General features: G+C 38.7%; 16 protein-coding genes and 3 tRNA genes. 4 read left to right on the forward strand and 15 right to left on the reverse strand.

The features are described 5' to 3' along the window. Positions 1-89 precede the first annotated feature (89 nt). The 5 genes from ACYQ0E_RS03090 to ACYQ0E_RS03110 all read right to left on the reverse strand — a co-directional run bounded on the left by ACYQ0E_RS03090 (position 90) and on the right by ACYQ0E_RS03110 (position 5,574). The gene (locus ACYQ0E_RS03090) at positions 90-1,085 is read right to left on the reverse strand and encodes a M14 family zinc carboxypeptidase (RefSeq protein WP_460186788.1); all 996 of its coding nucleotides are present in this window, start codon (positions 1,083-1,085) and stop codon (positions 90-92) included. Between the two features lie 29 nt (positions 1,086-1,114). Further along, the gene (locus ACYQ0E_RS03095) at positions 1,115-2,278 is read right to left on the reverse strand and encodes a PilT/PilU family type 4a pilus ATPase (protein WP_460186789.1); all 1,164 of its coding nucleotides are present in this window, start codon (positions 2,276-2,278) and stop codon (positions 1,115-1,117) included. Positions 2,279-2,316: 38 nt separating this feature from the next. Beyond that, on the reverse strand, positions 2,317-3,354 hold the full coding sequence (locus tag ACYQ0E_RS03100) for a type IV pilus twitching motility protein PilT (protein WP_460186790.1): 1,038 nt from the start codon (positions 3,352-3,354) through the stop codon (positions 2,317-2,319). Between the two features lie 237 nt (positions 3,355-3,591). Next, entirely contained in the window at positions 3,592-4,068 is a 477-nt protein-coding gene (locus ACYQ0E_RS03105) for a DNA polymerase III subunit chi (protein ID WP_460186791.1), read from the reverse strand. Positions 4,069-4,077: 9 nt separating this feature from the next. Then, the gene (locus ACYQ0E_RS03110) at positions 4,078-5,574 is read right to left on the reverse strand and encodes a leucyl aminopeptidase (protein WP_460186792.1); all 1,497 of its coding nucleotides are present in this window, start codon (positions 5,572-5,574) and stop codon (positions 4,078-4,080) included. 215 nt (positions 5,575-5,789) lie between these two features. On the opposite strand from ACYQ0E_RS03110, the gene lptF reads away from it, so the two are divergent. Beyond that, positions 5,790-6,872, forward strand: a complete 1,083-nt coding sequence (gene lptF / locus ACYQ0E_RS03115) for an LPS export ABC transporter permease LptF (RefSeq protein WP_460186793.1) — start codon at positions 5,790-5,792, stop codon at positions 6,870-6,872. Then, complete coding sequence (gene lptG, locus ACYQ0E_RS03120; protein ID WP_460186794.1) at positions 6,869-7,954, forward strand: LPS export ABC transporter permease LptG; 1,086 nt, start codon at positions 6,869-6,871, stop codon at positions 7,952-7,954. The genes lptF and lptG overlap by 4 nt, the downstream gene beginning before the upstream one ends. A 174-nt stretch (positions 7,955-8,128) precedes the next feature. Here lptG and ACYQ0E_RS03125 read toward each other — a convergent pair whose 3' ends face one another. From ACYQ0E_RS03125 to galU, 7 genes are all read right to left on the reverse strand, one after another. After that, positions 8,129-9,076 (reverse strand): IS110 family RNA-guided transposase, encoded by a 948-nt coding sequence (locus ACYQ0E_RS03125; RefSeq protein ID WP_460186573.1) that lies wholly within the window; start codon positions 9,074-9,076, stop codon positions 8,129-8,131. Positions 9,077-9,532: 456 nt separating this feature from the next. After that, entirely contained in the window at positions 9,533-10,888 is a 1,356-nt protein-coding gene (locus ACYQ0E_RS03130; protein WP_460186795.1) for a phosphohexomutase domain-containing protein, read from the reverse strand. A 124-nt stretch (positions 10,889-11,012) separates the two neighbouring features. After that, on the reverse strand, positions 11,013-11,471 hold the full coding sequence (locus ACYQ0E_RS03135) for a UDP binding domain-containing protein (RefSeq protein WP_460188690.1): 459 nt from the start codon (positions 11,469-11,471) through the stop codon (positions 11,013-11,015). A 25-nt stretch (positions 11,472-11,496) separates the two neighbouring features. Then, positions 11,497-12,465 (reverse strand): IS30 family transposase, encoded by a 969-nt coding sequence (locus ACYQ0E_RS03140; protein ID WP_460186618.1) that lies wholly within the window; start codon positions 12,463-12,465, stop codon positions 11,497-11,499. Positions 12,466-12,519: 54 nt separating this feature from the next. Then, entirely contained in the window at positions 12,520-13,356 is an 837-nt protein-coding gene (locus tag ACYQ0E_RS03145) for a hypothetical protein (protein ID WP_460186796.1), read from the reverse strand. Then, positions 13,346-14,911, reverse strand: a complete 1,566-nt coding sequence (pgi, locus tag ACYQ0E_RS03150) for a glucose-6-phosphate isomerase (RefSeq protein ID WP_460186797.1) — start codon at positions 14,909-14,911, stop codon at positions 13,346-13,348. Before pgi ends, ACYQ0E_RS03145 begins: the two co-directional genes overlap by 11 nt. Then, positions 14,908-15,786 (reverse strand): UTP--glucose-1-phosphate uridylyltransferase GalU, encoded by an 879-nt coding sequence (gene galU, locus ACYQ0E_RS03155; RefSeq protein WP_460186798.1) that lies wholly within the window; start codon positions 15,784-15,786, stop codon positions 14,908-14,910. Before galU ends, pgi begins: the two co-directional genes overlap by 4 nt. Before the next feature lie 612 nt (positions 15,787-16,398). On the opposite strand from galU, the gene ACYQ0E_RS03160 reads away from it, so the two are divergent. Further along, positions 16,399-16,474 (forward strand) — tRNA-Asn (locus ACYQ0E_RS03160). 112 nt (positions 16,475-16,586) lie between these two features. On the opposite strand, the gene ACYQ0E_RS03165 is transcribed toward ACYQ0E_RS03160, so the two are convergent. The 3 genes from ACYQ0E_RS03165 to ACYQ0E_RS03175 form a co-directional block, all read right to left on the reverse strand. Beyond that, positions 16,587-17,534, reverse strand: coding sequence for an IS110 family RNA-guided transposase (locus ACYQ0E_RS03165; RefSeq protein WP_460186573.1), 948 nt, complete (start codon positions 17,532-17,534; stop codon positions 16,587-16,589). 423 nt (positions 17,535-17,957) lie between these two features. Beyond that, positions 17,958-18,034, reverse strand: a tRNA-Val gene (locus tag ACYQ0E_RS03170). Positions 18,035-18,057: 23 nt separating this feature from the next. Then, positions 18,058-18,144, reverse strand: a tRNA-Leu gene (locus ACYQ0E_RS03175). 378 nt (positions 18,145-18,522) lie between these two features. On the opposite strand from ACYQ0E_RS03175, the gene ACYQ0E_RS03180 reads away from it, so the two are divergent. Continuing rightward, the gene (locus ACYQ0E_RS03180; protein ID WP_460186799.1) at positions 18,523-20,298 is read left to right on the forward strand and encodes a putative bifunctional diguanylate cyclase/phosphodiesterase; all 1,776 of its coding nucleotides are present in this window, start codon (positions 18,523-18,525) and stop codon (positions 20,296-20,298) included. Positions 20,299-20,312 lie beyond the last annotated feature (14 nt).

Here is a 20,312-nt window from a genome sequence, read left to right on the forward strand (position 1 = left end):
AGCCATTTTATACAAAGTTTTAAATTATTAAAATTACAGGCCTGGTTTCACGAATGCGAAACCAGGCCTTTTTTATGTGTATTTTTAAATTACTTTGATTGGTATTTCATGCCTTTAGGTGCATCGCCAACACGGTAAGTTTGTTTAATGGAGTTTTCATCTAATCCTTGAATTTTAGTCATAGTCCATTTTTCAACATCTTGCCACATGGTATAAATCTCTTTTTGGCTAGGCATTGAGCCCGCAGAACGTAGTTCTAAGGTTAACACAGGTATATTTAAGTATTCGCCTGCATAGCGCCCTAATGAACCCGGGTAGGTTCCAAGTTCTCGGTGTTTTAAACCGCCAATTTTATTGGGTACGGCATGGTCTGGTCCATCATAGTCTAGTAAGCCGTAAGGGGCATGAATAGAGATAATGGCATCGGGTTTAAATTCTTCAATGGTTTTAACTAGCCATTGGGTTTCTGGTTCTGAATTAGCGGATTTACCTGGGTAACGTCGTTTATTCTTTTTATAATATTTTGTCCAATAATCAATTGCTAATTCATCCCAGTCGGGTGATGGAAAGTTACGGTTTAAATCAACATTATCGGCATTAATGCGAGTGGCTGGATTTCTAAATAGACCATCAGGATTCACCAGAGGAAAAAACAACCAATGTTGACGCGTGTCAGCTTGATGCTTAATCATATTTTGCATCCACAGGTAGGTAATACTTATTGCCGAATATTCGTCACCGTGAATGCCACTAATAAATAAAATGCGGCCTTTAGGTAAGTCTTTAAATTTTGCGTTAGGTTTAAAGTGACGCTCAGTTAAAAGTCTGCCTTGTACACTCTTATAACCGGTTTCTTTTAAATCTAAATCTAAGCATCCTTGATATTTTACGGTGCGTAATTTTTTAGATAAGTCTAAACAAAAGTCTTTTATTGCTTGGTTATTGCTCGTTTCAATTTTAGCGGTTTGACCGTTGGTCATTGCTGTATTGTTTGGCTGGGTACTGGGTGTTGTGTTGGCCGAAGCATAAACGAACCAGGCCTGGTAAAATGCGAAAAGTGATAACCAAAGTGTTTTTGAAAGCATGTAAATTCTTTATTGTTTTAAGGTTTAGTTTACGTTTCATCCGTTTTTAAACTAAATGAAATTGAATCAGCAGCTGAGTCATTATTGCTACTATCTTGAGGTTGCGGTAGTTTACTATTTAATTTGATATTTAAACGTAAATCATTCATTGAATCTGCCCCACGCAAGGCATCTTTATAGGTAATAAGACCATTTTCATATAAATCAAACAAGGCTTGGTCAAAGGTTTGCATACCTAATGCATTTGAATTTTGCATAAGCTGTTTAATTTCATTAACTTTACCGCTAAAAATCAATTCAGCAATACGAGGGGTATTAATTAATACTTCTACGGCGGCAATTTGTCCGCCACCTATTTTAGGAATAAGGCGTTGAGAAATCACCGCTTTAAGGTTAAGTGATAAATCCATCAATATATGTTGGCGCTGATCTGCCGGAAAGAAGTTAATGATTCGGTCTAAAGTTTGGTTGGTGTTATTGGCGTGTAAGGTTGATAAACATAAGTGACCTGTTTCAGAGAACGCAATTGCATGTTGCATGGTATCTCTACTACGAATCTCACCAATAAGAATAACATCAGGCGCTTGTCGCAAGGTGTTTTTTAGCGCACTGTCGTAACTGTCGGTATCAACGCCCACTTCACGTTGAGTGACAATGCTTTTTTTGTGGCGATGTACAAATTCAATTGGATCTTCTATGGTGATGATATGATCATCTCGAGTTGAGTTTCGTACATCAACCAAACTTGCTAGTGTTGTTGACTTACCAGAACCTGTTCCACCCACAATAAGAACTAAGCCATGCTTGTCCATAACCGTTTCTTTTAAAATTGGCGGTAGGTTTAAGTCTTCAAATTTTGGTATTTCAGTATGAACAGAACGAATAACCATACCAGGGGTGCCACGTTGCATAAAAACGTTAACACGGTAACGAGCAATACCACTAATATGGTAGGCAAAGTTGCTCTCTTGCGTATTTTGAAATGTGGTCAATTGATCATGATTCATAACCTGAAAGGCTAGAGATTGAGCTGTATCAGCGGTTAACTTGTCTTCTGTTAAGGTATATAAATGACCATCTTTTTTCATGGTTGCGGGGCGGCCAGCGGTTATAAATAAATCAGAACCTCCCTTATTGGTGAAAAATATCAATAACTTTTGTAGCTCAGTTAAGTTTTCGTGATCATTCGTCATGTTTTATTACCATATTTAATTACGAGGCCATTTATAGACTATTGGAATAGCGATTTATTTACCGCTTTAGCACGGGCATCATCACGTGAAATTACGTTACGCGCAACCAAGTCTTGCAAGTTTTGATCTATGGTTTGCATACCAATTGCTTTTGAAGTTTGTATAACGGAAAACATTTGCGGTATTTTGGCTTCACGTATTAAATTACGAATGGCGGAATTGACCAACATGATTTCATGTGCGGCAATACGCCCACCACCCGTTTTTTTAAGAAGTGTTTGTGAGATAACGGCTTGTAAAGACTCCGATAACATGGCACGAACCATCTCTTTTTCTTCAGCAGGAAACACATCAATAATACGGTCAATGGTTTTAGCCGCTGAACTGGTGTGCAAAGTACCAAATACTAAGTGACCGGTTTCGGCCGCAGTCAGGGCTAATCGAATGGTCTCAAGGTCACGCATCTCACCTACTAGAATAACGTCTGGATCTTCACGCAAGGCTGAACGTAAGGCATTAGTAAAACTTTTAGTATCACGATGCACCTCACGTTGGTTAATTAAGCAACGAATGGGTTGGTGAACAAATTCTATTGGATCTTCAACCGTTAATATATGTGCGGCATCTTTTTTATTTACAAAGTCAATCATGGCCGCAAGGGTGGTCGATTTACCCGAACCCGTAGGCCCTGTAACTAAAACCAAACCACGTGGAAAACTGGCAATACTTTTAAAGCTTTCAGGTGCACCTAACTCTTCTAGGGTAATTATTTTACTAGGAATGGTACGAAAGACCGCCCCAATACCCCGGTTATGCATAAATACATTTGCCCTGAAACGAGCAATTTGTGGAAGTTCAAAAGAGAAGTCAGATTCTAGTTCAGATTCAAAACCACGACGTTGTTCATCATTCATAATGTCGTAGATCATGGTTTGCAGCTGTTCTGACTCAAGATTAGGTGCTTCTATTCGTTGTACGTCACCGTCTTTACGAATAATAGGTGGTTGACCAACGGATAGGTGTAAATCCGATGCACCTTGCTGCACACTAAATTCAAGTAATTGGGTAATATCCATGTAAATTTAACTCCAGAACAGTTCATAAAAAATACACAAGACTCTGTGTCGCCATCTTGCACAAAGTTCTTTATACGTATAACTATATAGGTAATTTGCTTAGCTATCATAATAGAGAGTGTCGTTTTAGGCTATGTTTTTTTGTTTAATGCCAATTTACCCTATACTTAAAAATATAGACAGATAGAAGGTTTACCAGGCCTGTTAAAACAGACTTTGGTTACGGCATTAAAAAAATTATATTTTATGAATAGTGGGTTCTATACCGGCTTTTTTATAAGCTTTCCAGCGCTCTCTACCCATTTTGATTAAATAGTCAGACTGGTCCAATATTTCAATAGTTCTTTGATATTGATTATAAATAGTCGGAAACTCAGGGTGTAGATTGATTAGTACGTCTTTGCATTTTGAATGAACGGTTTCACCAAATAATTGAATAGGGGCTTTAACTGTGTTTTCTAAGCTGTGATGAATAAAACTTTGTGGTTTGGCATCCCACAAAGTTAAATCATAACGCTGTGCATCTTGCTGGTTAGCAAAACGCACATCACACAACCGTTGCTGTTTCCAAATGGTGTTTAGCAACTTGCTTAAAAATGCTTCTCGCTCAGAAGGCTGAGTGGTGCTTAATACATAAAACAGCACATCAGCGGGTTGTGTTTCTGGCGTGTTATTAGCCTGATTTGTTGTGTTTTTGGTTTGTGTGTTATTCATTTAACGCCATTATGCTTTGTGCGTTTCATTTAACAAAAATTCAACCAAAGCAGGCACAGGACGACCTGTTGCGCCTTTGTTTGCACCACTTACCCAAGCCGTTCCCGCAATGTCCAAATGTGCCCAATCGACTTCTTTTGTAAAGCGAGCTAAAAATTGTGCGGCAGTAATTGATCCACCAGGACGCCCACCAATATTGGCCATATCTGCAAAGTTAGATTTTAGTTGCTCGTCCCACTCTTCGCCTAAAGGCATTTGCCAAAAACGATCATAAGTGTTTTCACCCGCCGTTAATAAATCGCTTACTAGTTGTTGGTTGTTACCCATAATGGCAGAAACATGGTGACCTAATGCAATAATACAAGCGCCTGTTAAGGTGGCCATATCAATCACTTTTGCAGGTTTATAAGTTTGTTGTGCATAGGTTAAAGCATCACATAAGATTAAACGACCTTCGGCATCGGTATTTAGCACTTCAATGGTTTGTCCTGATAAAGAAGTCACAACATCACCAGGCTTAATGGCTTCGCCAGAAGGCATGTTTTCAGTTGATGGAATGACCGCAACCACGTTAATGTTTGGTTTTAATTCACCAAGAGCTTTAAACACACCTAACACGGTGGCGGCACCGCCCATATCGTATTTCATTTCATCCATTGCTTGGCCAGGTTTAAGAGAAATTCCACCTGTATCAAAAGTAACCCCTTTACCCACTAAAGCAATTGGCGCATCATTAGCTTCGCCGCCGTTGTAAGAGATGCAAATCATTTTTGGCGGAGTAGAACCCCCTTGAGCAACGGCCATAAATGAACCCATGCCCATTTCAATCATCTCTTCACGGTCTAAAATATTGACCTCAAAACCGTAGTCTTTTCCTAATTGAATTGCCGTGTCGGCTAAATAGCTTGGTGTACAAAAGTTACTTGGCATATTGGCTAAATCTTGAGTTAATGCCATACCTAAAGCGGTAGCTTGACCTTGTTCAAGCGCTTCAGTTTGTGGTGCACACGGAAAAATCATGCTTGCTAATTTAGGATCTTTGGCAGTATGTTCACCACGGCTTTGGTGATCATAGTCGTAAAAACTTCTTTGAAAGACTTGGGCGTTTTGCATGACTGACCAGGCCTGGAAATTTGTACCAATAGTATTTGGAGCCACAAAGATTAAGGCGTTAATGGCTTCTAAAGTGCCACAATGATCAAGAGAATCGGCGGCCGCTTGTAAAGCAGTTAAATAACTTTTGGTTGATAGCTCTTCAGCATTGCCCATGCCCACTAAAATAAGACGTTTTACAGCAATGTCTTTGGGTTTAACTAACAGTAACGTTGAGCCTACCTTGCCAGAAAAATCGCCTGCTAGATGCAGTTCTTCTATAAAAGATTCAAGTTGCGGCAGAAAAGGAATGTTATCAATACCCTGTGGCAAGGTGCCATTATCGGTTACTGGTAAAATCAATGTGTCGATAGTATTTAAGTCTGTTGCAAAAGAAAATTGAATAGATTTCATGGATAAGTTGCCTTTTTACCGTGTATTGTGAGTTGCTTTGATTACGTTTGATTCACTTTGAATATGTAAGCCGTTAATCTTAGGTTAGGTATAATGGCTGGCATTAAGTAAAATCGTAAGTAAAAGCGTTTTAACTGAAACCGTTGTACGAATGTGGTGTGTGCAAAGGTCTCAACTGTGCGTATTTAAGTTATTTTAATTGAGTGGACGAGTTTTTGCGAATTCTAGATAAATATATTTTTAAAGAGTTGGGCTTTACCTTTATTGCTGTGCTGCTGGTATTGTTGTTAATTACCTTTGGAAGCGAGGCCACAAAGCTCTTGGCTGATGCCATGAAGGGCGATATACCTGCTTCTGTCGTTATGCAATTATTATTGTTAAAAATACCCGCGGCTCTTGAAATTATTTTGCCCTTAGTGGCCTTGCTAGCCGTTATGTTAGCCATGGGACGTTTATATCAAGATCAAGAAATGGTGGTGTTAAATAGTTGTGCTATAGGCTCCAAGTACTTTAAAAAAATGACCTTTGCTTTTTTATTGCCCGTGGCTTTCATTACAGCAGGCATTAGTCTGTTTTTAACACCTTGGTCTTATCAACAAGAACGTGAAATTATTTCTCAAGCTCAAACTATCTCACCTTTAGTGGGATTGGTACCTGGTAAATTTAATCCGTTACCTAATAACCAAGGCGTGTTGTACGCCAAGTCTATTAATGACAAAGGCCAAATGAAAGCGGTTTGGCTTAAATATGAATCTAAAGATGATGACTTACTTTTGGTTGCGCCAAAAGGGCAGTTTGAATGGATTAATAACCGAGTGGTTTTAGTTCTAGAAAATGGTTATAGCTACAGCGGTTTACATGGTAATGAAGATGTAACGGTACAAAAATATCAACGTTTTGAAGGTTATTTACCTGAATTAACACCCGCTAAATTACACGCCAAAATCTATGAAAAGCCGACAATCGAACTTTTTGGATCAGATGATTTAAAAGAGCAGTCTATGTTGCAATGGCGATTAGTGACGCCATTTGGAATTTTGGTACTTGGCTTGTTGGGTTTAAAAATGAGTAAAACAGGCCCAAGAGAAGGGCGTTTTGGCAAAATATTTTTTGCATTGGTTATGTATATTTTATACAACCAATTACTGGTGGTTGGACGAGATGGATTAGAAAACGGGGCTTGGCCTGTATGGTTAGGATTATGGCCAGTTGTCTTATTATTTGGTTGGGTTGCATTAACAGACTTTAAACAAATAACTTTAAGTAAATTCATTCCCGCTGGGAGTAAAAAAGCATGAACAGAATAGAACGTTATCTTGGCGGCGTTGTGCTTAGTTACACATTATTGGTGTTGTTAGTGCTCATGGTCATTTTTTCTTTTTTTGAATTTATGAATCAAGTGGGCAAATTAACCGACACCTATACATTAGGTTTGGGGGCGTTTTATACATTATTAAAAGTACCCGTTTACAGTTTTGAAGTCTTTCCCATTGCGTTATTAATCGGTACCTTAATGGGTTTAGGAAGCCTGGCAAATCATTCAGAACTGACTGTTTTAAGAGTGACGGGTTGGTCCATTAGACGAATTTTATGGGCGGTGATTAAAACGGCTTTTTTATTATGGTTAGTTATGGCTTTAGTTGGAGAGTTTGTTGCACCAAGTAGTGAAGCCTACGCAAAAAAAATGCGTGCAGAAGCATTAAATCAAACCTTTTCGGTAGGTTCTTCAGATGGTTTATGGATAAGAGACGAGGCGCAATATATTCATGTTGGGCGCATTCTTTCGAGCACAGAGTTAAGAAATATTGAAATCTATGCCTTAAATAAAGGTCGTATACAGAGTTTAGTTCAAGCTAAAACTGCAAATTTTGATAATGGCTGGAAGTTTCACAATGTTAAACAGGTAGACTTAGCTTTAACTAAGCAACCAGAAAACAGGTTAGATTCTTTGCATTACGCCACTAAACGTTTTGACGATTTAAGTAAAACGTTTCCGTTAAAACCAGAAGATTTAACCAATCTTGATATTGAAACCCGTTATTTAAGTGGTTGGGATTTATACCATTACATCTCATTTTTAAAAGCAAATGGATTAGATTCCAGTGCCTATGCACTCTCTTTCTGGCGCAAAGTAGACACGCCAATCATGGTGTTGGCCATGATCGTGGTTGTGTTTCCACTTATTTTTGGCTCAATGCGTCAAGTGAGTGTTGGGCAAAGAATTTTTTTAGGGGTCATGATAGGCATGGGCTTTCATTTGCTTAACCAACTCATTGGAAATGTTGCCGTGGTATATCAGTTCCCAGTCATTTTAGCCGCAATAGGGCCTTCTTTGATTTTATTGGTGGGTTCTTGGTGGTGGTTAAGAAGGGTAGATTAAGAGAATTGGTTTTTTGAGTGAACCACAAATCCATAAACTAACCATAGTCGTCATTATCAGGCTTGCTCCGTAATCTTGAACGACAAAGATAGATTATCCAGTCAAGCAGGATAATGACAGGAATGACAGGAATGACAGGGCAAATTTACCAGATACTGTGTTCAACATTAGATGTCAAGCACAGTTCTTATATTCTGGATCAAAAGGTTTGCCGTGCTTTAATACGGCAAACACAATATGAATAAGTTTTCTCATTATTGCCACCACTCTTTTCTTTCCTTTTACGCCGTTGGCTTTTAACCGTTCTGAAAAACGCTTAATGACAGGGTTATGCTGAATGGCACTTAATGCTGGCATATACAATGCCTTTCTGAGTTCGGCATCGCCCATTTTGGACATCTTTGAGCTATTCAATGAGCTACCTGACTGACGAATTAACGGAGCAAGTCCCATAAAACTGGCCATGTGCTTGGCTTTGTCAAAATACTTTATATCACGAATTCCAACTAACAACCGAGTGGCGGTGGCTTCAGCAATACCGGGTATGGTTTCGAGTAGCTTAACTTGGCTCAGCAATTCATCGTCTGAGCGTAAGCACTTTTTTATTTTGGTTTCAATTTTTTTAAGTTGTTGACTCAAATGCGCAATCTGTTCTTGTTCAAACTCTTGAATCTCTAACTCTAGGCTGCTACCCATTTGATTTTTAAGTTGAATCTCTTGTTTTATTAGTAGAGATTGTACTCTGTGCCATTCTTGCAGTTTACGCAGTGTTGGCGACGGTGGTTGCCATGGCTTTGGGCGTTGTGTCATGGCAAAGTCAGCAATAAGTTTGGCATCTTCTTTATCGGTCTTGGTTCGATTCAGTTGCGATTGTGCATATCGCTTGATTCGGGTTGGGTTAACGACACTAACCGAAATCTTTTGTTCATAAAGTACCAAAGCTAAGCCAAGCGAGTATTTGCCAGTGGCTTCCATGACAATGGCACAATTTTGATTAGGCATCCATTGGATTAGGGCTTTATAGCCAAGTTCATCATTTAAAAAGCGTTTAACATCGTTTGTTTGAGCAATAGCGACATCAAAGTATTCTTTTCCTATATCAACACCAATATATGTTGTCATAATTTACCACCTTTATGTTTTGTGATAAGGTAATTATTGCTTGGTAAAATCACACTATGAGCAGACTAACCTTATGAATACAGGCTAAACGACGGTTTGCCTAAGATACTGTTCAGTTTATAGTGTGTGGGGATAAAGGTCTTAATCTGATAACCTGGATCACTTCGGTGTCCTTGGCCTGGTAACAAGATCTCTCTATCCCTTTACTAAGCGTCCCTAGTAAATTCTCCATTTCTGAAGAACACTTTCAACATATAAGGCCTGGTAAAAACAAATTTGCTTAAAATTAATACTGACAGTAGAAGCCATAAACTAACCTTAGTCGTCATTATCGGGCTTGCTCCGATAATCTTGAACGACAAAAGCAAGATTATCCAGTCAAGCTGGATAATGACGGGGTTTATTTTGAATTGGAGAATGAATTGTTTTAGTTGAGTTTAAAGCCCTAGAGAATCATTATTCACTGTAAATAATCGCTTCAATTTCTTTGACTTTTTGTTGAACCAATTCTGCATCACCACGCGATTCAATATTAAGACGTAATAACGGTTCTGTATTCGACAAACGAATATTCATTCGCCAGTTACTAAACTCTAAACTGATACCATCGGTTTCATCTAATACTGGATTTTCGGCCTGGTATTTTTGCTGTACTTCGGCCAGAATTTTAGCGCTGTCTTTTACTTTGTAATTTAGCTCGCCACTACATGGATAGGCTTGCATACGTTCTGTAATTAAATCAGAAAGACTTTTACCCGTTGTGCTCATTAATTCAGCAATTAATAGCCACGGAATCATGCCGCTATCACAATAGGCAAAATCTCTAAAATAGTGGTGGGCAGACATTTCGCCACCATAAATGGCATCTTCTAAACGCATTCGCTCTTTAATAAAGGCATGACCGGTTTTAGACTGAATGGGTACACCGCCAGCTTGTTTAACTTGTTCAATGGTGTTCCAGGTTAAGCGTGGATCATGCACAATCTTTTCGCCTGGGTGTTTTTTCAAAAGCATTTCAGCAAGCAAACCAACTAGGTAGTAACCTTCTATAAAATTGCCGTCTTTATCAAATAAAAAACAGCGGTCAAAATCGCCATCCCAAGCCACACCAAAATCGGCTTTGCTTTCCAAAATGGTTTGTGAAGTAATGGCTCGATTTTCAACAATCATTGGGTTAGGCACACCGTGTGGAAAGTCGCCATTCGCTTCGTGGTGTAAACGTACAATATTAAAAGGCAGTTTTTCAGCGAGCTGGTCAAATGTTGGTCCTGCAGCACCATTACCTGCGTTTACCACTATGGTAAATTCAGGTAAATTCTCTACATCAATATAGGTTAATAAATGATCAATATAGGCACTTTTATCGGTTTTTGAATACAAAGTGCCTTTTGTTTTGGCGAGGTCGATGTAGTCTTCATTTAATACGCGCTGTTCTATGGCTTTAAGACCCGAGTCACCGCTAATAGGTTGTGAACCTTTGGAGACCATTTTCATGCCGTTATGGCCTTTAGGGTTATGGCTTGCGGTTACCATAATACCGCCATCGGCTTGGTAGTGTGATGTGCCAAAATACACTTCTTCAGTACCGCATAAACCTAAATGAATAATGTTTACGCCTGAATCCATTAAACCTTTGCATAAGGCGTCTGACAACTCTGGGCTCTCTAAACGAATATCATGCCCAATGACTATGTTTTGGGGGGTAAATTCGCTGGCAAATGCACGACCAATTTTATAGGCAAGATCAGCATTTAAGTCTTGTGGCACAATGCCGCGAATGTCATAGGCTTTAAAAGCAGGTAGTTTTTTCATAGCAGTATTTTCTTTAGGTAGATTGGTGATGTTTAAGAGGTTTCTGTAAATGTATTAACGTTTAATTTAGCATTGATTTGGTTTTACCAGGCCTGGTAAAACCAAAAAATAGTGATTTTAACTGTTAACGGCCAACACCGTAATAAGCAAATTGATTGTCTTCAACCCAATACTTATTGTAAAGGTTACGACCATCTAAAAGAATGTGAGTTTTCATGTTTTCTTTTAGTTGTTGTAAGTCAGGTGACCAAAAGGCTTTGTATTCGGTTAACACACAAAGTGCATCCGCATTGTGGGTTGCATCATACATTTCGGTATGAAAAGAGACTTTATGTTGATCGTGTGGTGATAGGTGTTTGTGTACCCAGGTTTTAACGGCATCTAACGCAAAAGGGTCGTGCAGTTTTAACGAGCAACCTTGGCTAATAAATGCCTTTATTAACATTAAGCTGGCAGAGCTTTGTATTGATGTGGTGTTGGGTTTGTAACCTAACCCCCAAAGTGAGATGGTTTTACCTTGTAAATCGCAATCAAAATGTTGCCAAAGTTTTCTAAAAAATAGCTCTTTTTGGTTTTCGCGGATTCAAGTAATAACCGCAATTTCTAAATTATGCTGCAAGTAAATCTACCTGCAGCCCCATAAATAATTCATTGGGTGTTTTACCACCTCGTGTTTTTCGAGGACGATTATTTAATCTGTCCATCACAAATTGAACTTGCTCTTGAGTGATGCTCCTTAGGTCAGTGCCTTTAGGAAAATACTGCCGTATCAATCCATTCGTATTTTCGTTTATGCCTCTTTCCCATGAGGCATAAGGGTGGGCAAAAAACACTTGTGCGTCCAATGCCTCTGCCATGGCCTTATGTTCTGCAAACTCTTTGCCATTATCATACGTTATCGTATGCACACGCTCTTTGAGTGGTTCTAATACAGCAATAACGGCTTCTTTGAGTTTGTCTGCGAACTTACCCTGTAATGGCACAATAATGGTGTAAAGCGTCTTTCGCTCCACGAGGGTTAATAGTGCACCTTTATGACCTTTGCCAATGATCGTATCGCCTTCCCAGTCTCCAATTCGAATCTTTTCATCGACGACTTTAGGTCGTTCATCAATCGAGACTCGGTTAACAATTTGACCTCGACAATCATAACCTCCATAACGCTTACGATAGGGTTTATTGGCTATACGCAGGTGCTTGTAGAGCTGTCCACCTTCCGCCTTATCCTCATAAATGAACTGGTAGATAGTTTCATGATGAAGCGAAATGTTGAGCTGTTTTTTAATGTAGTCTGCCGCCTGTTCTGGACTTAAGTCTTGTTTAATGAGACTTCGTATCGCTTCTTGTACCTTTGGAATCAATTTGATTCGTTTTTTTGCGGTTTTACGTCGCTTCACACTCAAGGAATGAGCTTGTTTAGGGCGATAACCACGCTTACCACGATTATTCTTTAATTCTCGACTGATGGTAGAAGGATGACATCCAATATTTTCGGCAATCGCTTTTTGTGACAATCTCTCTTTCAATAATGCGTAAATCTGGTATCTTTGACACTCAGTCAGTTGGCTATAACTCATTTTGCAATTCTCTTGGTCGGGAAAAGCCTGTGAGTTTAGCTCAACTGGCTCTTCCTATTTCCAAATTGCAGTTATTATCCGAATCCGCGTTTCATTAATATCAATCACCGCTTGCAATAAACTTTGCCCACCGTATTGATGAGCCGTAGGCAATAATAGCTGAATACGTTCTAAATCACGGGTAAAGTTATCACCACCAAAACCAATACCAGGGTAAAGGTAAGCGCGACCGATACGTTTATCAGCCCCCAAACCTAAGCGAACTTCTTCAATATCGGCGCCAATATTTTCTGCAATTGAGGCGAGCTCATTCATTAAAGAAATGCGAGTAGCTAACATGGCGTTAGTGCCATATTTAGTTAATTCGGCAGAAGCGGGTGACATATTAATAATTACATCACGGTTGCGGTTATAAGGGGCAAAAATTTGTTTAAGCTGTTCTTTAATTTTAAGGCTTGAAGTACCAATAATAATTCTATCTGGGCGTGTAAAACGTTGAATTGCATGGCCATCTGCAGCAAAGTCGGGATTTACTGCAAACTCTAAGTTAGCGGTTTGGGCTAACTCTTTAGCTAAACCAATCGTAAAGTTACTCCGGACGATCATGGTGCTATCGGCTAAGGCTTTTTTGCCGAGTTCTTTGGCTATTAACCTTGCGTTATAGCAATCATCTGGGCTTAAAGCAATAATATGGCATTCCGCTTGATCATTGAATGATTCAGAAATCGTTAAACGGCCAGATTCTATTTGAGTGTCCAATAATTCTACCAGGCCTGGTTCGGCTTGATCGCCAATGCGTTTACCAATTAATGTAACGTTGTTACCTGTTTCGGCTAAACAACCCGCACTTACCATGGCGCTGATAGTATCTCCAAATACATTAATTTTCATTTTGTTGGCTCCATATTGTCTCTAAAATGCCCTGAGTAGAGGAGTCTAGGTTGGCTGAGTCTTTAACTTCAATTTTTTGTAAAATTTCCATGGCGATTTTTTTACCTAGTTCCACACCCCATTGGTCAAATGGGTTGATATTCCAAATAACCGATTGCACAAACACGCTGTGTTCGTAAAGTGCTATTAACATTCCTAGGTGTTTGGCGTCGAGTTTATCAAATAATAAGGTGTTAGAAACCTGGCCACCAGGGTAGTCTTTATGTGGATCTTCACCTTTTTGACCCACCATTAAGGCACGACTTTGCGCTAAGCAGTTAGCCACATTTAAGTTATGGTGAAAAACATGTCTTTCGGTTGATCCATGTGCTTGAGCATAAAGAATAAAGTCAGCCATTACGCGTTCGGTACCTTGGTGCATGAGCTGGTAAAAAGCGTGTTGAGCATTAGGGCCAACTTCACCCCATAAAATAGGGCAGGTACGGTAATCTACTTTTTCACCTTGGCGGTTAACGTGTTTACCATTACTTTCCATAACCAATTGTTCTAGGTAGCTAGCGAGATATTTTAAGCGTGAGTCATAAGGCAAAATAGCCTGGCCTGCTAAATTTAAAAAGTTAATATTCCAAACACTAATTAAACCCAGTATGGCAGGTACGTTGTCTTTAAAAGGCGTTTCTCTGAAATGAATATCCATTTCATTTGCGCCCTGTAAAAAGGCATTAAAACCTTCCATTCCTTGTTGCAAAGCAATGGTTAATCCAATGGTAGACCATAAAGAGAAACGACCACCAACCCAATCCCAAAATAGAAGCTGATGTTCTGGTAAAAGACCCCATTCATTCATCATTGGTTCATTGGTTGATACACCAATAAAGTGCTGCATTGTGCCAGCGTGAGTTGATGAATATTCTTCAATCCACTCTTTAGCCGTAGTGGCTAATGATAAGGTATCAATGGTAGTAAAAGATTTAGAAGCCACAATAAATAAGGTGGTTTCTGCAGAAAGGGTGCGTAAGATTCTTTGTAACTGTTTACCGTCTAAGGTAGAGACAAAATGCAACTCTGGAGCATGTTGTGTTCTTTGGCCTTTTAGCGCATGAGTCACCATCAACGGGCCTAAATCACTACCACCAACCCCAATGTTAACCACGTCAGTAATCGCTTTACCCGAATAACCTCTTAATTGCTTGTTGTGAATACGCTCAACAATTTCTTGCATTTTTTGCCATTGTTGTTTTACTTCGGGTTTAGGGTTTTTTACATCACGTAAGGCGGTATGCCCTGCGGCACGGCCTTCGGTTTGGTTAACCTTTTCGCCAGTAAAAAGCTTTTCAATCCACTCACTTAATTGGGCTTCTTCAGCCAATTTAATTAAGTGATCACGCTCTTCAATGGTGATGTTTTGTTTAGAGTAGTCAAGTACCAGGCCTGGTAATTTGACATTAAAATCATCAAATCGGTTGGTATTTTCGGTAAAAAGGCTGGCTGAATGACGTTGCTTGGCAACCTCACTCAGTGCTTGTAATGTGCTGAAAGAAGCAAGTTTCTTCATAGGCTGTACTCTTTTAACCATGCTTTAAATTCTTCACCCAACTCTGGATGCTGAACAGCAAATTGAACGGAGGCTTTTAGATAACCTAGCTTATCACCACAATCATAACTTTTGCCAGCTAAGCAATAGGCATCTACGTCAGAAATTTCCATCAGCTGGGCAATCGCATCGGTTAATTGAATTTCATTCCCAGCGCCTTTTGGTGTGACTTTAAGCAGGTTTAAAATATTGTTTTCTAAAACATAACGTCCAGTAACAGAAAGGTTAGATGGCGCATCTTCAATATTAGGTTTTTCTATAATGGCGGCCATTTTGCTTGATTGACTTGGTTTTAATTCTTCACCCATACAATCTGCAATTCCGTATTTATCAACCTCAGATTTAGGAACGGGTTCTACCATTATTTGGCTGTGACCAGATTTTCTAAAGGCCGCCGCCATATTACGTAAATCGATCGACTCATTATTTAATATGACATCCGGCAGCATAACAGCAAAATCTTCATCTCCAATAATAGGGGCTGCACATAATACCGCGTGCCCTAAACCTAACGCCTGCGGTTGGCGTACTGAAATGATATTGGCATCATTCGGTAAAATATGGCCAACCTTTTCTAATAAATCGGTTTTATTTTTAAACGCTAAGGTTTTCTCTAATTCAAAGTTATGGTCAAAATGGTTCTCAATGGCACCTTTAGAAGAGTGGGTGACCAAAATAATGTCTGTAAAACCAGCCGATACGGCTTCTCTAACGACATATTGAATAAGAGGTTCATCAACCAACGTAATCATCTCTTTTGGAATAGCTTTAGTAGCAGGTAAAAAACGGGTTCCAAGTCCTGCAACGGGAATAATAACTTTACGAAGTGATGGCATAGATAAATCCTAAGAATTTTATAGTAAAAAATTAAATAAGTAATGAATCGTACTTTACTGCGATTAGTGGCTTAAGTAAATGAAGTTTTAGTGAAACTTTATTAAAATTCAACTCTAAATTAAGTATTAAGAGCGCTTTATGTTCAATCAAATTGAACCAAATAATCGAGTATATTTGCATAATACAAGTAACAAGTAAGTAGCAATATGCAAGCCAGTGTAAATCTAAATTGGCTACAAAAGTTATTAACTGTCTGAAAATAAATGAATAAAAAACAGCCGTAAACAACAAGAAAACCAATAAAAAATAAATAAAGTTGCGTTTTAACAAGGTCTATTGTTTTTTATTGGTGCAGTGCTTTGCACCAAGCTTGATTCCTTAAACATTATAATAGTACTGTTTTTTCTTTTGTTTGTAGTTGTTGTTTAAATAAAATAGAGAATTAACTTTTTATGAAAATAATTCAAAATATTAAGCACTGCTAACTAATTGATTTATTTACAGGTTGTTTTTTATCATTATAAACTTAAAAAAAAACTAAAAAATATGTTGCACCGTTTAAATAAATCCCTATAATACGCACCCATACAGAGCACGCTCTTTATAACTATTCCCCAATAGTTCAGTTGGTAGAACACCGGACTGTTAATCCGTATGTCCCTGGTTCGAGTCCAGGTTGGGGAGCCAAATTCTAAAGCCCTAGTCGCAAGACTGGGGCTTTTTTGTTTCTGTTGCATCTCTTTTAAAGCTTAAACTGCTTTTATCTATTTTTATCAGATACTGTGTTCAACATTAGATGTCAAGCACAGTTCTTATATTCTGGATCAAAAGGTTTGCCGTGCTTTAATACGGCAAACACAATATGAATAAGTTTTCTCATTATTGCCACCACTCTTTTCTTTCCTTTTACGCCGTTGGCTTTTAACCGTTCTGAAAAACGCTTAATGACAGGGTTATGCTGAATGGCACTTAATGCTGGCATATACAATGCCTTTCTGAGTTCGGCATCGCCCATTTTGGACATCTTTGAGCTATTCAATGAGCTACCTGACTGACGAATTAACGGAGCAAGTCCCATAAAACTGGCCATGTGCTTGGCTTTGTCAAAATACTTTATATCACGAATTCCAACTAACAACCGAGTGGCGGTGGCTTCAGCAATACCGGGTATGGTTTCGAGTAGCTTAACTTGGCTCAGCAATTCATCGTCTGAGCGTAAGCACTTTTTTATTTTGGTTTCAATTTTTTTAAGTTGTTGACTCAAATGCGCAATCTGTTCTTGTTCAAACTCTTGAATCTCTAACTCTAGGCTGCTACCCATTTGATTTTTAAGTTGAATCTCTTGTTTTATTAGTAGAGATTGTACTCTGTGCCATTCTTGCAGTTTACGCAGTGTTGGCGACGGTGGTTGCCATGGCTTTGGGCGTTGTGTCATGGCAAAGTCAGCAATAAGTTTGGCATCTTCTTTATCGGTCTTGGTTCGATTCAGTTGCGATTGTGCATATCGCTTGATTCGGGTTGGGTTAACGACACTAACCGAAATCTTTTGTTCATAAAGTACCAAAGCTAAGCCAAGCGAGTATTTGCCAGTGGCTTCCATGACAATGGCACAATTTTGATTAGGCATCCATTGGATTAGGGCTTTATAGCCAAGTTCATCATTTAAAAAGCGTTTAACATCGTTTGTTTGAGCAATAGCGACATCAAAGTATTCTTTTCCTATATCAACACCAATATATGTTGTCATAATTTACCACCTTTATGTTTTGTGATAAGGTAATTATTGCTTGGTAAAATCACACTATGAGCAGACTAACCTTATGAATACAGGCTAAACGACGGTTTGCCTAAGATACTGTTCAGTTTATAGTGTGTGGGGATAAAGGTCTTAATCTGATAACCTGGATCACTTCGGTGTCCTTGGCCTGGTAACAAGATCTCTCTATCCCTTTACTAAGCGTCCCTAGTAAATTCTCCATTTCTGAAGAACACTTTCAACATATAAGGCCTGGTAAATCTGAATATAAATCTAAGGTTAAATAAATAACAAAGTAAGAATAGAAAAAGTATATAAATATTAGATACAGGTAAAGCTTACAAAGATTTTGCAATATTTAAGGTTTTTATAGAGATTAAAGGTGTTCTGTGAGGTCATTTAAGGATAAGTGATTGGTACGACCGAGTGGATTCGAACCACCGACCCCCACCATGTCAAGGTGGTGCTCTAACCAACTGAGCTACGGTCGTACAATATAGGGAACAAGTAAATGTGGTACCAGTGGGCGGACTCGAACCGCCACGCTATCACTAGCAACGGATTTTGAATCCGTCATGTCTACCAATTTCATCACACTGGCATTGACTTGTGGTCGCGAATTATAGGGCGTTATACCAGGCCTGTCAAATTTAAATGTTGATTGAATTGGTATTGGCTTGTTGGTTTTATATGGTGTGATTTATCTTAATTTTAATGCAGAAAAGCAACTAAGCCAGTGTGCGATTTGGGGTTTTGATAAATTACGTATATTTATATTTTTATGTGCATGATAAAAAAAGCTGTGTTGACGTGAGGATTGAAATCACGAATACTCTGCCAAATTTTATTTATTATTGGGTGTTATTTTGTGAATAGGGTGTTTGGACGTGAATCATTAATAAAGCAGTTAATAAGGCCCTTTTTGTGGGGGATGGTGCTTTTTATTGTTTACGTATTGTTAAAAACAATGGCTACAGATATGACTATGTATTGGACTGAATGGTTAACGGCCGTTATTGCTTCAATGATTATTGGCATAGTTGTTACTTTTACATTTAAGTTATTGCGCGTTAAGTTTAAAGAGCACCGTATATTTAAAGCCGTTGTCGATTTATCACTAGAATTTACTTATGTAAGAACTTTAGATGGTCATTATGAATACGTTTCACCCGCAGTATTGCATTTAACAGGGTATACGGCACAAGATTTTTACAATACGCCAAGTTTTATGGATGCGATTATTCATCCAGAAGATAGAAAATTTTGGTCTTCTCATGTGCATTTGGTGGATGATGATGGGGAGCCAGAGAAGATTGAATTTAGAATTTTAACCAAACAAGGTAAGGTTCGTTGGTTAGAGCATTTATGTGGCCCGTTTCACAATCATAACGGTGAAGTTGTTGGGGTAAGGTCAATTAATATTGATATAACGGATAGAAAAGTCGAGGCTCAAAAAGTTGAAGACTTAGCGTTATATGATCCTTTAACAAGTTTGCCTAATCGCCGTTTTTTAAATGATTATATGAGTAAGTTAATTACTCAGAGTGAAGTGCGAAAAGGGGAGGAGAGTTTTTCAGTTTTCTTTCTTGATTTAAATCGTTTTAAATATGTAAACGATGCGCACGGCCATACAGTTGGTGATGAACTTCTTAAGGAAGTGGCCAGAAGATTTAAAACAAGTTGTGTTGATTCTAATTTAGCGATGATCTCACGATTTGGTGGCGATGAATTTGTTGTAGTAACGCGTAATAGCGTGACCAATGAAGATGTGCAAAACTGTGTGTTGCACATGAATAGTTTGTTAGAAAAACCGTTTAGAATTCAAGGTCACCGTTTAAGTATTGGTGTTACCGCGGGTGTGGCGCTTTATCCACGAGATGGATTAACCCCAGAAGAATTAATAAAAAATGCCGATGCCGCCATGTTTAAAGCCAAAAGCCAAGGGTTAAGCATGACGTTCTTTTCGCAAGAAATGACTTCTCACGCCGCTGAAATGTTAGATTTACAAAGTCGCTTACGCGGCGCTTTAACTCAGGGGTTAATTAAGCCGTATTATCAGCCTTTGGTCGATTTAAAAACAGGCAAAATAATTGGGGTAGAGGTACTGGCTCGCTGGATAACAGAAGATGGCAGTGCGGCACCATCGCCAGGTGTTTTTATTCCGGTTTCAGAAGAAACAGGGTTAATTTGGGCGCTGAGCGAAAGTATGATTACCCAAGCTGGACAAGATATTGTGGCTTGGCAGAACCAGGGTATTCAAATTAAATATTCTATTAATGTTTCCGCTAGACAGTTTGCGGATGATAATTTTTGTAGCCAAGCCATTTTACAGTTTAAAAGTATTGGCGTAGATCCTACAACGGTACAAATAGAATTAACCGAAAGTGTTTTGCTTAATAATACTCAGCGCAGTTTAGAGAAAATTCAAGAGTTAAAGTCTCAAGGGTTTATGATTGCGCTTGATGACTTTGGTACTGGGTTTTCATCGTTACATTATTTAACGTTATTTCCGTTTGATACGCTTAAAGTTGACCGGGCATTTGTGATTAATATTATTGAAGATAAACGTCAATTTGCCATTGCAAAATCAATTATTAATCTAGCCCATGATTTGGACTTGGTGGTGGTAGCAGAAGGCATAGAAACTGAAGAGCAACGTCAAGTGCTATTTGATCTAGGTTGCGATATTGGTCAAGGTTACTTATTTAGTCGCCCTGTTGCCCCAAATAACTTGGCAAAATTAATATTAGTGTAGTTTTTATAGCTACG

It is taken from the genome of Thiomicrorhabdus hydrogeniphila (assembly GCF_054656895.1).

Excerpts from the sequence above, each read along its gene's own strand:
- ACYQ0E_RS03165 (WP_460186573.1), bottom strand. The coding sequence starts at position 17,534 with ATGACAACATATATTGGTGTTGATATAGGAAAAGAATACTTTGATGTC.
- ACYQ0E_RS03180 (WP_460186799.1), top strand. The coding sequence starts at position 18,523 with ATGACTATGTATTGGACTGAATGGTTAACGGCCGTTATTGCTTCAATG.
- ACYQ0E_RS03130 (WP_460186795.1), bottom strand. The coding sequence starts at position 10,888 with ATGAAAAAACTACCTGCTTTTAAAGCCTATGACATTCGCGGCATTGTG.
- ACYQ0E_RS03105 (WP_460186791.1), bottom strand. The coding sequence starts at position 4,068 with ATGAATAACACACAAACCAAAAACACAACAAATCAGGCTAATAACACG.
- ACYQ0E_RS03140 (WP_460186618.1), bottom strand. The coding sequence starts at position 12,465 with ATGAGTTATAGCCAACTGACTGAGTGTCAAAGATACCAGATTTACGCA.
- ACYQ0E_RS03090 (WP_460186788.1), bottom strand. The coding sequence starts at position 1,085 with ATGCTTTCAAAAACACTTTGGTTATCACTTTTCGCATTTTACCAGGCC.
- pgi (WP_460186797.1), bottom strand. The coding sequence starts at position 14,911 with ATGAAGAAACTTGCTTCTTTCAGCACATTACAAGCACTGAGTGAGGTT.
- ACYQ0E_RS03145 (WP_460186796.1), bottom strand. The coding sequence starts at position 13,356 with ATGAAAATTAATGTATTTGGAGATACTATCAGCGCCATGGTAAGTGCG.
- ACYQ0E_RS03100 (WP_460186790.1), bottom strand. The coding sequence starts at position 3,354 with ATGGATATTACCCAATTACTTGAATTTAGTGTGCAGCAAGGTGCATCG.
- ACYQ0E_RS03125 (WP_460186573.1), bottom strand. The coding sequence starts at position 9,076 with ATGACAACATATATTGGTGTTGATATAGGAAAAGAATACTTTGATGTC.
- lptG (WP_460186794.1), top strand. The coding sequence starts at position 6,869 with ATGAACAGAATAGAACGTTATCTTGGCGGCGTTGTGCTTAGTTACACA.
- ACYQ0E_RS03095 (WP_460186789.1), bottom strand. The coding sequence starts at position 2,278 with ATGACGAATGATCACGAAAACTTAACTGAGCTACAAAAGTTATTGATA.
- galU (WP_460186798.1), bottom strand. The coding sequence starts at position 15,786 with ATGCCATCACTTCGTAAAGTTATTATTCCCGTTGCAGGACTTGGAACC.
- ACYQ0E_RS03110 (WP_460186792.1), bottom strand. The coding sequence starts at position 5,574 with ATGAAATCTATTCAATTTTCTTTTGCAACAGACTTAAATACTATCGAC.